At 67.5% G+C, this 14,574-nt stretch carries 12 protein-coding genes; 6 read left to right on the top strand and 6 right to left on the bottom strand.

The annotated features are described in order from the left end of the window. Positions 1-65: 65 nt before the first annotated feature. The 3 genes from ACFWPX_RS28030 to ACFWPX_RS28020 are packed head-to-tail and all read right to left on the bottom strand — an operon-like array spanning position 66 to position 4,088. Positions 66-2,357 carry a HelD family protein gene (locus ACFWPX_RS28030; protein ID WP_378930467.1) on the bottom strand — a complete coding sequence of 764 codons (2,292 nt, stop codon included), beginning with the start codon at positions 2,355-2,357 and terminating at the stop codon, positions 66-68. 44 nt (positions 2,358-2,401) lie between these two features. Next, positions 2,402-2,737 carry an antibiotic biosynthesis monooxygenase family protein gene (locus ACFWPX_RS28025; RefSeq protein WP_378930465.1) on the bottom strand — a complete coding sequence of 112 codons (336 nt, stop codon included), beginning with the start codon at positions 2,735-2,737 and terminating at the stop codon, positions 2,402-2,404. 13 nt (positions 2,738-2,750) lie between these two features. Beyond that, positions 2,751-4,088 (bottom strand): diguanylate cyclase domain-containing protein, encoded by a 1,338-nt coding sequence (locus tag ACFWPX_RS28020; RefSeq protein WP_378917421.1) that lies wholly within the window; start codon positions 4,086-4,088, stop codon positions 2,751-2,753. An 85-nt stretch (positions 4,089-4,173) separates the two neighbouring features. On the opposite strand from ACFWPX_RS28020, the gene ACFWPX_RS28015 reads away from it, so the two are divergent. Further along, entirely contained in the window at positions 4,174-5,367 is a 1,194-nt protein-coding gene (locus ACFWPX_RS28015; RefSeq protein WP_378917423.1) for a beta-ketoacyl synthase N-terminal-like domain-containing protein, read from the top strand. On the opposite strand, the gene ACFWPX_RS28010 is transcribed toward ACFWPX_RS28015, so the two are convergent. Next, positions 5,368-7,191, bottom strand: coding sequence for a GAF domain-containing protein (locus ACFWPX_RS28010; RefSeq protein WP_378917425.1), 1,824 nt, complete (start codon positions 7,189-7,191; stop codon positions 5,368-5,370). 139 nt (positions 7,192-7,330) lie between these two features. Between ACFWPX_RS28010 and ACFWPX_RS28005 the strand changes: the two genes are divergently transcribed. Further along, positions 7,331-8,113, top strand: a complete 783-nt coding sequence (locus ACFWPX_RS28005) for a sigma 54 modulation/S30EA ribosomal C-terminal domain-containing protein (RefSeq protein ID WP_378930463.1) — start codon at positions 7,331-7,333, stop codon at positions 8,111-8,113. A gap of 4 nt (positions 8,114-8,117) precedes the next feature. Here ACFWPX_RS28005 and ACFWPX_RS28000 read toward each other — a convergent pair whose 3' ends face one another. Next, on the bottom strand, positions 8,118-8,750 hold the full coding sequence (locus ACFWPX_RS28000) for a response regulator transcription factor (RefSeq protein ID WP_056824462.1): 633 nt from the start codon (positions 8,748-8,750) through the stop codon (positions 8,118-8,120). Positions 8,751-8,978: 228 nt separating this feature from the next. Here ACFWPX_RS28000 and uvrA point away from each other — a divergent pair, with 228 nt between their 5' ends. Next, positions 8,979-11,969 (top strand): excinuclease ABC subunit UvrA, encoded by a 2,991-nt coding sequence (gene uvrA, locus ACFWPX_RS27995; protein ID WP_378930461.1) that lies wholly within the window; start codon positions 8,979-8,981, stop codon positions 11,967-11,969. 464 nt (positions 11,970-12,433) lie between these two features. Here the strand turns inward: uvrA and ACFWPX_RS27990 are convergent, their stop codons facing one another. Beyond that, positions 12,434-12,775 carry a DUF1844 domain-containing protein gene (locus tag ACFWPX_RS27990; RefSeq protein ID WP_378917429.1) on the bottom strand — a complete coding sequence of 114 codons (342 nt, stop codon included), beginning with the start codon at positions 12,773-12,775 and terminating at the stop codon, positions 12,434-12,436. A 334-nt stretch (positions 12,776-13,109) separates the two neighbouring features. Here ACFWPX_RS27990 and infC point away from each other — a divergent pair, with 334 nt between their 5' ends. The 3 genes from infC to rplT all read left to right on the top strand — a co-directional run bounded on the left by infC (position 13,110) and on the right by rplT (position 14,571). Further along, the gene (gene infC / locus ACFWPX_RS27985; protein WP_378917605.1) at positions 13,110-13,841 is read left to right on the top strand and encodes a translation initiation factor IF-3; all 732 of its coding nucleotides are present in this window, start codon (positions 13,110-13,112) and stop codon (positions 13,839-13,841) included. Positions 13,842-13,871: 30 nt separating this feature from the next. Then, on the top strand, positions 13,872-14,069 hold the full coding sequence (gene rpmI, locus ACFWPX_RS27980; protein WP_056824456.1) for a 50S ribosomal protein L35: 198 nt from the start codon (positions 13,872-13,874) through the stop codon (positions 14,067-14,069). A gap of 115 nt (positions 14,070-14,184) precedes the next feature. Continuing rightward, positions 14,185-14,571, top strand: a complete 387-nt coding sequence (rplT, locus tag ACFWPX_RS27975) for a 50S ribosomal protein L20 (protein WP_019046423.1) — start codon at positions 14,185-14,187, stop codon at positions 14,569-14,571. The last annotated feature ends 3 nt before the right edge of the window (positions 14,572-14,574 follow it).

The raw sequence follows: 14,574 nt of genomic DNA, 5'->3' as shown, positions 1-14,574 counted from the left end.
ACAAAAGCCTCTGATCGCGCGTATCACACGCGATCAGAGGCTTTTGTGTGTCACGGGGGTAGCGCTCAGGCCGGTTCCAGCGAGGAGAGGATCCCGGGCAGCTTCTCGGTGTGCACGACCGCGAGCCGCTGTGTCGCGCGGGTGAGTGCGACGTACAGGTCGTTGAGGCCGCGCGGGGATTCGTCCAGGATCGCCTGTGGCTCAACGAGATACACGCGGTCGAACTCCAGGCCCTTCGCGTCGTGCACGGTGAGAACCTGAACGGATTCGCCTGCCAGGGAAGATAATTCCGGTACGAGGGCGGCGGGAGCCAGGACGGCGCTGGTGCCGGGGCCGTGTTCGGTTTCGAGCAAGCGCGCCACCTCGCCCGCCACGTCAGCGGGCCGAACCAGGTGGGTGCGTGGGGGATTGCCGGTCTCGCGGACCGAACGTGGCACCTTGGTGCCGGGATCGATCGCGGCGAGCACGTCGGCCGCGACCGCCATGATCTCGGCGGGGGTGCGGTAGTTCACCGTGAGTTCGGTGAGCTTCCAGCGTTTGGCCACATACGGTTCGAGCACCCGCTGCCAGGACGACGCGCCCGCCGGGTCACCGGTCTGCGCCACATCGCCGACGACGGTGATCCAGCGATTCGGGATGCGCCGCATCACCATTCGCCACGCCATCTCCGAGAGTTCCTGTGCCTCGTCGACGATCACGTGACCGTAGGTCCAGGTCCGGTCGCCCGCGGCGCGTTCGGCGGTGGTCTGCCGGTTGCCGAATTCCTGGCGCTGGGCCAGCTGGGAGGCGTCGATCAGGTCGTAGGCCATCAGGATCTCGGGATCGAGTTCGTCCTCGATGTCCTGCGGTGCGGAACCGGTGAGGATGTCGAGGGCGTCCTGGGCCTCCTCGATCTGGGCCCGCCACCGGCGCCGCGAGCGTTCGCGTTCCTCGGTGTCGTCGACGCCGAGCAGTTCGGCCAGCTCGTCTAGCAACGGGGCATCGGCCGCGCCGAACATGCCGTCGTCGGAACGCACCAGCTCGGCGCGATCCGGGGCGCTGAGCGTCTTGGCCGCGCGGTCGAGGCGGGCGGGGTCGGCGAGCAGGTCGGCGAGCACTTCCTGGGGCGACAGCACCGGCCACAGCGCGCTGATCGCGGCCTGCACGTGCGGGTCGCCGCGCATCTCGTCGCCGATCTCGCTGAGGTCGGCGGAGCTGAGCAGGCTCTTGCCGCCGGACAGGTCGGCACCCATCGTCGCGGCGAGCTGATCGGTGAGCGCGTCGATCACCGACGACGCGAAGATCGGCCTGGCCAGGTTGTGCGGGCGCCGCGAGGAGCGGGCCCGGCCGCGCGCCCTGGTCGCGATCTTGCGATCCAGGGTCACCGGATAGCCGTCGAACGCCAGGCGAACCGGCTCCGACGGCACTTCCTGACGGTCACGCACCGCCTGCTTGAGCACCTCGAGCATGTCGAGGGAGCCCTTGATCTCCCCGGCGCGCAGCGAATCCTCGCGCACCGCCTTCACACCCGGATACAGGTCGCCGATGGTCGACAGCAGCACGCCGGTCTCACCGAGGGAGGGCAGCACCTGACCGATGTAGTCGAGGAAGGTGGCGTTCGGGCCGATGATCAGCACGCCGCTCTTGGCCAGCTGCTGACGGTAGGTGTAGAGCAGGAACGCCGCGCGATGCAGCGCGACCGCGGTCTTGCCGGTGCCCGGCCCACCCTGCACCACGAGCACACTCTTGTGCTCGGAGCGGATGATCGCGTCCTGCTCGCTCTGGATCGTCTCGACGATGTCGTTCATGTGCCCGGTACGGGCGGCGTTGAGCGCCGCCAGCAGCGCGCTCTCGCCACCGACACCGTCGTCGGTGCCGACCACACCATCACGCTGGGCGGCGCCGAGATCGAGGTACTCGTCGTTGATCGCGGTCACCGCGCGGTTGCGCGAGCGGATGTGCCTGCGGCGGGTGACGTCCTCGGGGTTGGCGGTGGTGGCCAGGTAGAACGGGCGGGCCAGCGGGGCGCGCCAGTCGAGCAGCAGCGGCTCGTAGTCGTTGTCCTCGTCGAGGATGCCGAGCCTGCCGATATAACGCGCCTCTTCCTCGGTGCCGTCGAGGTCGATCCGGCCGAAGCACAGACCGTGCTCGGCGGCGTCGTACTTGGAGAGGTCCTCGCTGTAGAGCTGGGTGAACGATTCGCGCTCACTGCGCGCCTGCGGTGTGCCACCGGATTCGAGGAGCACGGTCTTGAGCCGGTTCTGCGCGTAGTCGCGCATGCCGTCGAGCCGGTCGTAGAGCACCGAAAGGTACTTCTGCTCCTGTTCGATCTCGCGGTCGTGCGCGGCCGGGGAGGCGTCGGCGAGGCGGTCGGGCAAAACAGGACTCCTTTGTCACCGCGTTGAGAACAGAGTTGTCGAGTCTACGTGTCCGCGGGTAGGGCAGCCGCGACCGGGAAGACTTCGTCGCCCAGGATCGGTGTGAAGTGTTCGACCACCGGGAAAGGCTCATAGAAGTGGTGCAACAGTGCACGCCAGCGCTGATATTCCGGCGACTCTCGGAATCCCACGGTGTGATCGGTCAGCTGCTCCCAACGCACCAGCAACAGAAAGCACTCGGGCCGCTCGACACAGCGCGACAACGACAGCCCACCGAAGCCGGGCATTCCCGCGATGATCGGATACGCCTGCGTGAAGGCCGCTTCGAAAGCGGCGGCGGCACCGGGGCGCACGGGTAACAGCGCGTGTTCGACGATCACGCCGACCAGTCTGTCAGGAGGCGTGGGTGTTGTTCGAGCGTCGATTCTGACCGAGACCGAGCTCACGATGCGCCGACGGCTTGTCGCGGTACATCGCCAGGTCGGCGTCGTGCAGCACGGCCTCGGGGGTGCGGTTCTCGTGCGGCCCGAGTTCGGTGATACCGACCGAGGCGCTCACCTCGAGGCGGTGACCGCTGGCAATGATCGGTTCCGACATCGTGACGCGCAGGCGCTCCACCAGTGCGGGCAGGTCGGCACGGTGCGGATGACCGGCCAGCAGCACCAGGAATTCGTCGCCGCCGAGCCGCCCGACCAGGTCCTCGCTCCGCAGCGACTGCTGCAGCCGCTGGGCGACGATCTGCAACACCGTGTCGCCGATGGCGTGCCCGAGGGTGTCATTGATCGCTTTGAAGCCGTCGAGGTCGATGAACAGCACCGTGGTGACCAGGCTGCCGCCCTCGTCGGCCAGCGCCGAGGACAGCTGCGACAGGATCAGGGAACGATTCGCCAGCCCGGTCAGCGCGTCGTGGGTGGCCTGATGCTCGAGCTGGCGCCTGCTGGCCCGAAATTCGGTGATATCGGCGAACGAGGACACCCCCGACGAATCCGGGCTGTCCGGGTTGAGCAGTCTGCAGTTGCACGACAACCACACCTGGTGGCCGTCGGCGTGCTCGATCCCGAAGATGAACTGGGTGATCACCTCGCCGGTCGCGAGGGTGTGCGCCATCGGATGCTTGCCGGGCGGCAGCGGCCGCCCGTCGCTGTCGATCATCGACATCGGCAGGTCGTCGATGAGGTGGCCGAGGACAGGCTCGGCGTCGTCGATGCCGAGTATGCGTTTTCCTGCCGGGTTGATCGACTCCAGGCGGCCCCGCCGATCGACGACGAGCACGCCTTCTTCCAGCTGTGACACCACGGTCGTGAAATACGCCTCCGCCCGGCGAGCCGACGCCTCGGCGGCGCGCTGCGCGGTGAGATCGTGCACCACCACCTGATAGGCCAGCTCGCCCTGCCACACCGTGAGCACCGACACCGTCTGCACCGGCACGATGCGCCCGTCCACCCGGACGAGGTCCATATCGGAGGGCGGGGATGCCGAACCCTCGGCGGTGAGCTGGTTGATCCGGTCGAGCATGGCCGCCACGGAATCGGGGTGGACGAAGATGGTGATCGACAAGCCGAGCAGGTCGTCGGCCGAGCGGGCACCGAGCAGGCGCACCATGGCCGGATTGACGTAGACGATGGTCCCGGACTCGTGCACGCAGATGGCATCGGGAGTGTGTTCGACCAGCGATCGGTAGCGCTGCGCGAGCTGCTCGGCGCTCGCCGCGTCGGTCTTTCTCTCTCCCACTGCGCAACCCCCGATCTCGGCCTGGTCTGCGAACGGCGTACCGGACTAGTCTGGTGATCCTTCATGAAGACCCGCGAGGAGCGATGTGACACCGGATGTGCTCACGGGCGGCATGGCCCACCGCTTCGATTCTATGTCGATCGCCGGCATCGGTGTCGTCTCCGGTTACGGGTGGGGCCGCGAGTTCCTGTGGCAGGGATTGATGGGGGGCAAACCGGCAGCCCGTTTGTACCCCGGTTACGGGCGGGGACGTGATCAGCACGCCTGGGTCGGGCGGATCCCCGACGGCGGCGACCCGGCGCACGGAACCGGTCTGTTCGGGCGCGCCGTGCACGCCGCGGCCACCGAGGCGATCGCCGACGCGCGGGCCCGTGGGTGGCGCGGCGAAGGCCGAACTGTCGGCCTCGTCCACGCGTTCACTCTGGGCGACGTCGCCGACTGGCGCGATTTCTACCGTCGCGACGACGGCCACCGGCGTTCGCGCGACTATCTGCGGATGCTGCCGTCGACACCCATCTCGGTGGTGATGCAGGAGTTCGGTTTCCACGGGCCCGCGATGAACGTCTCGGCCGCCTGCAGTTCGGGCAATGTCGCCCTGCTGACGGCGAAGATGTGGCGCGACGCGGGCCTGGTCGACGATGTCTTGTGCGTGACGACCGACCTCTCGGCCACCCCGGACATGCTCGAACATTTCGTCGGGGTGGGTGCGGCGATCGCCGACGCCGACCCGTTCACCGCCTGCAAGCCCTTCCAGGAGGGCACGCTCGGTTTCACCATGGCCGAGGCGTCGGTGGCACTGCTGCTCACCGGCGCGGTCGAGCTGCCCTATGCCCGGGTACTCGGCGGTGCGATGACCAACGACGCCTTCCATGTCGTCTCGGTCGATCCCACCCACGCCCAGATCATCGCCTGCGTCGAGCGCGCGCTGGCGAACGCCGGGATCGATGCCGCCGACGTGGCGTACTACAACGCGCACGGCACCGGGACCAGGCAATGCGATGGCGCCGAACGCGACGTCATGACCACGGTCTTCGACGACCGCCCCGCCATCGCCGCGCTCAAACCGCTCACCGGGCACTGTCAGGGCGCATGCGCGGCGATCGAAGTCGCCACGATCGCGCTGTCCTATGAACGTGGCATCGCCGCGTCGGCGCCGATCGTGGCGCCCGCGCACCCCCGGCTGCTCGACGGCCCGACCCCGATGCTCGACGGCCCGACCCTGAAACTGTCAATGGGTATGGGCGGCAACAACGCCGCTGTGATCCTGGCCGGGGTATGACTACTCGTCGCCGGTCTCGGGGCCGCCCGCGAGGGCGAACCCGCCGGTCGTCGGTGCGTCCTGGGGCAGTGGCACCGCCCAGCGCAGCTGCGTGCCCGACATCTCCGGGTGGTTGCCGTCGGCGTCGGGGCGCTTGGCCGGACCGACCTCGAAGTGGCCGCCCGCCTCCTGCGCGCGTTGCTCGAGATTGCGCAGCCCGCTGCGGATGACGTGGTTGGGGATGCCCCAGCCGTTGTCGGACACCGTGATCACCAGATCGTCGGCGACCTCGATCACGATGGCGACGGTGTCGGCGCCGGAATGGCGCACCGCGTTGCTCACCGCCTCGCGCACCACCGCCTCGGCGTGGTCGGCCAGCTGTGGATCGAGCACCGACAGCGGGCCCGACACCTGGATCGTCGCGCGCAGGGCGATGTCGGCGGTCTGGCGCCGGATCGCGACCTCGAGCCGCTGCTGTAGCCCCTCACTGTGGCCCGAGCCGCTGGCGTGCAGATCGAAGATGGAGGTGCGGATCTCCTGCACCACCTCTTGCAGATCCATGATCACCGTCGAAAGCCGTTGCCGCACTTCGGGAACCACTGCTTTGGGCATGGTCGCCTGCACGGTCAGGCCGATCGCGAACAGGCGCTGGATCACATGATCGTGCAGGTCGCGCGCGATCCGATCGCGGTCGGCGACGAGGTCGAGTTCGCGCATCCGCTGCTGCGCGTCGGCCAGCCGCACCGCCAGCGCGGCCTGATCGCAGAACGCCGCGGTCAGCTCGAGCATCTCGTCGGAATACGGTGCGAAACCCGGCGGCCGGAACGTCACCAGAACGCCGAGGGTGGCATCGGGTGTGCACAGCGGCAGCACGAGAGCCGGTCCGGCACCGGGCAGTTCGGCCACGGGGAACTCGACGCCGAGCGTCACCTCCGACACGTCGTCGAAGCGCAGCGGTGTCCGTCTGCTGAACGCGTCGCCCACCACGGTCCCCGCGATCGGAATGGTCTGCCAGTCCTGTCCCGCGTCCGGGCCGGTCCACTGCGTGACCACCAATTCGCTGATCTCGCCCGGCAATTCGTCGGGCACGGGCACCGAGGCGAGAAACGCCTGATGTGATCCGGTCAGCCCGCGCGCGTGATCGACCACATGACCCAGCACCCGATCGGATTCGGTACCGGCCAGGAATTCCGTCGCGATATCCCGGGTGGCCTCGATCCACGCCTGCCTGGTTCGTGCCTGCTCGTAGAGCCGCGCGTTGTCGACCGCGATGCCCGCCGCGGCCGCCAGCGCCAGCACCAGGACTTCGTCTTCCTCGGTGAACGGCTGTCCGTCGGACTTCTCGGTCAGATAGAGGCTGCCGAACACCTCGTCCCGAATGCGGACGGGCACACCGAGAAACGTGTGCATCGGCGGATGTCCCGCCGGGAAACCGATCGAGGATTCGTGTTCGGTGAGATCGGCCAGCCGCAGCGGCGCCTTGTGTGCGAACACCGCGCCGAGTACGCCGTGGCCCGCGGGTAATCGCGCGATCCGGTCGCGGATCTGATCCGGCATGCCCTCGTCGATGAACTGCGCGACCTGCTGATCGTGGCCGCGCACCGCCAGCGCGCCGTAGCGGGCGTCGACCAGGTTCATCGCGGTCCGCACGATGGTGCGCAAAGTTTCGTCCAGGTCGAGACCCGCGGTGACGGTGAGCATGGCCTCGACGAGGCCGTCCATCCGATCGCGCGAGCCGATCATCACCTCGACCCGATCGGCGACCTCGCCGAGCAGGCTGCGCAACATCTGCCGCGACACCGTCTGGTCAGCCGAATAGCGGCCGCCCCGACCGTCATTCGCCATCGCAGTATCCCGTCTTCGCAGCTCCTCGAGTGAGTCGCAACAAAGTCTAGTCCGCAATGAGGGGACTTTCGGCCCTTCACTCGCACCGGCGGTAGTGGTGGCATTGGGCACCGGGAATTGGGATCGAGAAGTGGGGCACATGATGAATTCGTTGTCGAGCACCCAGCACTGGACGACCGCCGCGGACCCGGAGCTTGCCGTGACCACGCGTGGCGAAGTGCCGGCCCAGGACGTCACCCGCGCTGTTCGGGCCATCACCCGCGTCATGCGCAGGCATCACCTCGACAGCCCGGCCAGGGTGCGCGTCACCGCGCCGCAGGGCTACGACGAGCCGACCCTGGTGCAGGCCAATATCCGAACCAACGACACCTTCACCCGTGTCCAGGTCACCGGCCCCGGCGGTTTCGCGGTCACCTTCGCCGCCGAGCGGCTCGACCGCCAGCTCGCCCGCCGCGCGGGCAAGGAATCGCGCGGCGCGTGGCCCGATCCGGCCCGTCGCCCACTGGCCCAGATCACCGAGACGCGCCCGATCATCCGCCGCAAGGACTGCGCCCTGATGACCGGCACCCCGCTGGAGGCCAGCACCGTCCTCGACGCGATGGACTACGACGCCTACCTGTTCACCGACGCCGACACCGGCGAGGACGCGATCGTCACCTGGGCCGACCCGCACGGTGTGGCGCTGGCCAGGCAGCGGCACACCGCCGCGGCGGATCAGTCGGCCGAGCTGCCGCTCACCGCGAGCGCGATGCCGGTGCGGGTGGTCCAGGACGCGGCTCCCGTCTTCGCCGAGGACGAGGCCTCCGACGCGCTGTGCGCCGCCGGGCTGCCCTACCTGTTCTTCACCGACAGCCACACCGGCCGCGGGAACCTGCTCTACCGCCGCTACGACGGGGACCTGACCATCGTCGTCCCGTCCTGAACTGTCACGGCTCGCGGAGTTTGGTCGCCAGGACCGCGGCCTGGGTGCGGCGTTCGACACCCAGTTTCGCCAGCAGCCGCGACACGTAGTTCTTGACCGTTTTCTCCGCGAGGAACATTCGCGCGGCGATCTGCCGGTTGGTGAGGCCCTCACCGAGCAGTTCGAGTAGTCGGCGTTCCTGGTCGGTGAGCCCGGCCAGCGGCCCTGACGGTTCGGCGCTGCGGCGCAGCCGGGCACGCAGCGCGTCGGCGGCGCGGGTATCGAGCAGCGAGTGGCCCGCGCCGACCTGTTTGATCGCGTCGGCCAGTTTCATCCCGTCGATGTTCTTCACCACATAGCCGCTGGCACCGGCCAGGATGGCGTCGAGCATGGCGTGCTCGTCGGAGAACGAGGTCAGGATGAGGCAGTGCAGGTCGTCGAACTCGGCCAGCAGGTTGCGGCACAGTTCGATGCCGTTGCCGTCGGGTAACCGCACATCGAGGACCGCGACGTCGGGGCGAGCCTCGCGGATGCGCACCATCGCCTCGGCGACACCGCCCGCCTGACCGATCACAGTGAGTTCTGGATCACCCTCGAGCAGGTCGATCAGCCCGCGCCGCACGATCTCGTGGTCGTCGACCAGGAACACCTCGAGCACGCCGGCTCCTTCATCATGTCGAACGATCCACCCTTGTGGTCCAACATAATCCGCGCATCTCGGTTGTGGGGCGGGTCGGCGAACGAGCTTCGTCACGTCCCCTGCACAGCGCGTCCCCTCCGGGGGCCCGTTCGCCCGCGCACCGAAACTTGTCGGACCCCCCGCCTAGCATTGGCAGCGGGGGATTATGTCCGGTCGGCGGATGACGATGGAGAAGGGATTCACCAGGTGGCGGAACGCCTCACTGTGCGCGGAGCTCGGGAACACAACCTGAAAGGTGTCGACCTGGATTTGCCACGCGACAGCCTGATCGTGTTCACCGGTCTGTCCGGTTCCGGGAAGTCGAGCCTGGCGTTCGACACGATCTTCGCCGAGGGGCAGCGCCGCTACGTCGAATCGCTGTCGGCCTACGCGCGACAGTTCCTCGGGCAGATGGACAAGCCGGATGTCGATTTCATCGAGGGCCTCTCGCCCGCGGTGTCGATCGACCAGAAATCGACCAACCGCAACCCGCGGTCGACGGTCGGCACCATCACCGAGGTCTACGACTACCTGCGCCTGCTCTACGCCCGCGCGGGCACGCCGCACTGCCCGGTGTGCCACGAGCTGATCGAAAAGCAGAGCCCGCAGCAGATCGTCGACCAGGTGCTCGCCATGGACGAGGGCCTCAAGTTCCAGGTGCTCGCGCCGGTGGTGCGTACCCGCAAGGGTGAGTTCGTCGATCTGTTCGACCAGCTCAAGACCCAGGGCTACTCGCGCGTGCGGGTCGACGGCGTGGTGTATCCGCTCACCGATCCGCCGAAGCTGAAGAAGCAGGAGAAGCACGACGTCGAGGTGGTCATCGACCGCCTCTCGGTCAAGGCCGCCTCCAAGCAGCGCCTCACCGACTCGATCGAGACCGCGCTGCGGCTGGCCGACGGCATCGTCGTGCTCGATTTCGTCGACCGCGACGAGCACGCCCACGACCGTGAGCGCCGCTTCTCCGAGCGCCTGGCCTGCCCCAACGGCCACCCACTCGACATCGAGGACCTCGAGCCCCGCTCGTTCTCGTTCAACTCGCCCTACGGCGCCTGCCCCGACTGCACCGGCCTCGGCATCCGCAAGGAAGTCGACCCGGAACTCGTGGTGCCCGATCCGGACCTGAGCCTGGCAGAGGGTGCGATCGCCCCGTGGTCGCGCGGGCAGACCGCCGAATACTTCAACCGGTTGCTCGCCGGCTTGGCCGAGGCGGTCGGCTTCTCCATGGACACCCCGTGGCGCGACCTACCCGCGAAGGCCCGCAAGGCGGTGCTGGAAGGCAGCTCCGACCAGGTACACGTGGCCTACACCAACCGCTACGGCCGCAAGCGCTCCTACTACGCCGATTTCGAAGGCGTGATGCCGTTCCTGCAGCGGCGCATGGACAACACCGAGTCCGAGCAGATGAAAGAGCACTACGACGGCTACATGCGCGATGTGGCGTGCCCGGTCTGCAACGGCTCCCGGCTGCGCCCGGAGATCCTGGCCGTCACCCTGGCCGCGGACGGCACCGACAAGTCGATCGCCGAGGTCAGTGAGCTGTCCATCGGCGCCTGCGCGCACTTCCTGAACTCGCTCACACTGGGGGAGCGCGAGACCGCGATCGCCGGGCAGGTGCTCAAGGAGATCCAGGCCAGGCTCGGCTTCCTGCTCGACGTCGGCCTGGAATATCTCACGCTCTCGCGCGCCGCCGCGACCCTGTCCGGCGGTGAGGCCCAGCGCATCCGGCTGGCCACCCAGATCGGTTCGGGCCTGGTCGGTGTCCTCTATGTTCTCGACGAGCCGTCGATCGGCCTGCACCAGCGTGATAACCGCAGGCTCATCGAGACGCTGCTGCGCTTGAAGAAGCTGGGCAACACCCTGATCGTCGTCGAACACGACGAAGACACCATCCGTGCTTCGGACTGGGTGGTCGACATCGGTCCGCTGGCCGGCGAACACGGTGGCCGGGTGGTGCACAGCGGCCCGTATGCCGAACTCCTAGAAGTGCCCGAATCCCTCACCGGCGCTTACCTTTCGGGCCGCGAGCAGATCGAGCTGCCGCTCGTGCGCCGCGCGATCGACAAGAAGCGCAGGCTCACCGTCGTCGGCGCCACCGAACACAACCTGCAAAACGTCGACGTGGCGTTCCCGCTGGGTGTGCTCACCGCGATCACCGGGGTCTCGGGTTCGGGCAAGTCGACCCTGGTCAACGACATCCTGGCCACCGTCCTCGCCAACAAGCTCAACGGCGCCCGCCAGGTGCCGGGCAGGCACACCAGGATCAACGGTCTCGACAACCTCGACAAACTGGTACAGGTCGACCAATCGCCGATCGGTCGCACGCCCCGCTCGAATCCGGCCACCTACACCGGCGTCTTCGACAAGATCCGCACCCTGTTCGCCTCCACCACCGAGGCGAAGGTACGCGGCTACCAACCCGGCCGGTTCTCGTTCAATGTCAAGGGCGGCCGCTGCGAAGCCTGCTCGGGCGACGGCACGCTCAAGATCGAGATGAACTTCCTCCCGGACGTCTACGTCCCCTGCGAGGTCTGCCACGGCGCCCGCTACAACCGGGAAACCCTCGAGGTGCACTACAAGGGCAAGACCATCGCCGAGGTTCTCGACATGCCGATCGACGAGGCCGCCGACTTCTTCGAGGCGATCACCTCGATCCACCGCTACCTCAAGACTCTCGTCGAGGTCGGCTTGGGCTACGTGCGGCTCGGCCAGAGCGCGCCGACCCTGTCCGGCGGCGAAGCCCAGCGCGTGAAACTGGCCGCCGAACTGCAGAAACGATCCATGGGGCGGACTGTCTACATCCTCGACGAACCGACCACGGGGCTGCACTTCGAGGACATCCGCAAGCTGCTCAAGGTGATCAACGGTCTGGTCGACAAGGGCAACACGGTGATCGTCATCGAGCACAACCTCGACGTCATCAAGACCGCCGACTGGGTCATCGACATGGGCCCCGAGGGTGGTTCCGGCGGCGGCACCGTGGTCGCGACCGGCACGCCGGAAGACATCGCCGCGGTGTCGGACAGCTACACCGGGCAGTTCCTCAAGGAGGTCCTGGCAGCGCCCGCGCCGAAGAAGACGGCACCGAAGAAGCCCGCCGCGAAGAAGGCAGCCGAGAAAGCCGCCCCCGCGGCGAAGAAGGCACCGGCGGAGACGACCGCTGCCAAGCGGTTGGCGCGAAAGGCGGCCGCGCTGCGCTGAGCCCGGCTACCGTCCTTTCGAGACATCCCGGCAGGGACTTTCCGAAACCACCACGAAGTGAAACAGCCGTAGGTAACATTCGCCTCACCGTCCCCGGAGTACCGGGTAGTAGCGGTTTGTCGACGGCTCGATCGTCGTGTAGTTCGAAAGGAACGTCCTCATGGATGAAGCCACCACGGCGCTCATCGCCCAGATTCTCGGTTTCCTCGCCGGCGGGTCATCGTTGGCTTACGAGCCCACCAAGCCGACCGTCTGACCTGGATTCGAAAGGAACGCCTGTAATGGATACCGGAAGCGCGGCGCTGCTCACCGCACTCGCCAACATGATCACCTCCGGCTCGGCCGTGTCGGTCACCCCCGGCGGTCCCACTCCGACCCCCGTGGTCTGAGTCGCGACGTTCGTTCGCAGCACAGAAAAAGATCCGCCGACGCACCGCGTCGGCGGATCTTTTCGTTGACGGAACTCAGTGCACGGGGCCGGTGTACTTCTCGCCCGGACCCGTTCCCGGCGCGTCCGGCACCGAGGACGCCTCGCGGAACGCGCGCTGCAGCGCCTGCAAGCCCTCACGGATCGGACCCGCGTGCGGGCCGAGGTATTCCACCGACGCCGTGACCAGCCCGGCCAGCGCGGTGATCACCCGGCGCGCCTCGTCGAGATCGACGCCCGTGCCCGCATGCGGGTTCTCCTCGGCCAGGCCCAGCTTCTCCGCGGCCGAGCTCATCAGCATCACGGCGGCGCGGCTGATCACCTCGACGGCGGGGATGTCGGCCAGGTCGCGCACGGGGGGATCGAGCTCGTCAGTCATGCTGATCAGGCTATAGCGAGCCCGATTCCGGATGCTCGCGCCCGGCTGATTCGGTGATAGCTCAACGCCATGCTAAGCTTTTCGCTGACGACCGCCCCTGGATGTGTCATGCATCCGTGGGGCAGATAAGTGGAGCCCGACTCCCACCGTTACCGGCGAGCAATCGTACGGATATACGGTCCCGGTCACCCGCTCATTGTGGCGGGTTTCCCGTGTGCCTGGCACGCGGGGGTCGACAACCGAGCTCGTGAGGGCATCGGCTGTGGGCGATCGGTCGACATCGGGCCCCGTGGCGGAGAAATACCGCAACGGGGCTTTCGTGTTGAAACAGGGGTTGCAGTTATTGCGTGCGGTCGTTAAGACGACACCGCTTGACCTAGGAGGCCCCATCAGCACTGAGACCCGCATCAACGATCGCATCCGTGTTCCCGAGGTTCGTCTCATCGGACCCGGCGGCGAACAGGTTGGGATCGTGCGTGTTGAAGATGCACTACGCGTCGCGCTCGAAGCCGACCTCGACCTCGTCGAGGTAGCACCCGATGCCCGTCCGCCGGTCTGCAAGATCATGGACTACGGCAAGTTCAAGTACGAGACCGCGCAGAAGGCGCGCGAGTCCCGTAAGAACCAGGTCCAGACCGTGATCAAGGAGCAGAAGCTCCGTCCGAAGATCGACGACCACGACTACGAGACCAAGAAGCGCAACGTCGTTCGCTTCCTCGAAGCCGGGTCCAAGGTCAAGGTGACGATCATGTTCCGCGGTCGTGAGCAGTCGCGTCCCGAGCTCGGCTTCCGGTTGCTCCAGCGTCTGGGCTCCGACGTGGCCGATCTCGGATTCGTCGAGACCTCGGCCAAGCAGGACGGCCGCAACATGACCATGGTCCTCGCTCCCCACAAGGGCGCGAAGACGCGGGTGAAGGCCCAGCAGGACTCCTCGGCGCCCGCGGCGACACGTGCGCCGCAGCCGACCGGTCCCGCCGGTGCCGAACCGGCCGCGCCGGTCGAGCCCGCCGCACCGGTCGAGCAGGCCGCGCCTGCCGAGCAGGCTGCGCCGGCCGACCCGCAGTAAAACGATTTCAACGACTAGATAGAGGAATCCATGCCGAAGAACAAGACCCACAGCGGCGCCAAGAAGCGATTCAAGGTGACCGGCCGGGGCAAGCTGCTTCGCGAGCAGGCGAACCGTCGCCACCTCCTGGAGCACAAGTCCTCTCGCCGGACTCGTCGTCTGGAAGGCACGGAGTCCGTCGCTTCCGTCGACGTCCCCCGCGTGAAGCGGCTGCTCGGTCTCGCCTGACCTTCGGGTCAGCTCGACCGTCGCAACCCGACGATTCCGCGGCCGGGATAACCGGACGCCGACAACTACCGAATTCGGGCGCCGCCGCGCCCCCAGATGATCAAGGACTACCAAAGTGGCACGCGTCAAAAGGGCCGTCAACGCTCAGAAGAAGCGCCGTTCCATCCTCGAGGCCTCCAAGGGCTACCGGGGCCAGCGTTCGCGCCTGTACCGCAAGGCCAAGGAACAGCAGCTCCACTCGCTGACCTACGCCTACCGTGACCGCAAGGCGCGCAAGGGTGACTTCCGCAAGCTGTGGATTGCTCGTATCAACGCCGCCGCGCGTCTGAACGACATCACCTACAACCGCTTCATCCAGGGCCTCAAGGCCGCTGGTGTCGAGGTGGACCGCAAGATCCTCGCCGAGCTCGCTGTTTCCGACGCCGAGGCCTTCGCCGGCCTGGTGGCTGTCGCCAAGGCCGCACTGCCGGCCGACGTCAACGCCCCGGCCACCGCTGCCTGAGCT

This window comes from Nocardia sp. NPDC058518 (assembly GCF_042719655.1).
Lineage (GTDB): Bacteria > Actinomycetota > Actinomycetes > Mycobacteriales > Mycobacteriaceae > Nocardia.
Note: the sequence above shows the minus strand (reverse complement) of the source record. Positions and strands in the feature narration are given on the sequence as shown.

Bases quoted from the DNA above. Each gene is read 5' to 3' on its own strand.
- ACFWPX_RS28010 (WP_378917425.1), bottom strand. From the start codon at position 7,191: ATGGCGAATGACGGTCGGGGCGGCCGCTATTCGGCTGACCAGACGGTG.
- ACFWPX_RS28005 (WP_378930463.1), top strand. From the start codon at position 7,331: ATGATGAATTCGTTGTCGAGCACCCAGCACTGGACGACCGCCGCGGAC.
- ACFWPX_RS27990 (WP_378917429.1), bottom strand. From the start codon at position 12,775: ATGACTGACGAGCTCGATCCCCCCGTGCGCGACCTGGCCGACATCCCC.
- rpmI (WP_056824456.1), top strand. From the start codon at position 13,872: ATGCCGAAGAACAAGACCCACAGCGGCGCCAAGAAGCGATTCAAGGTG.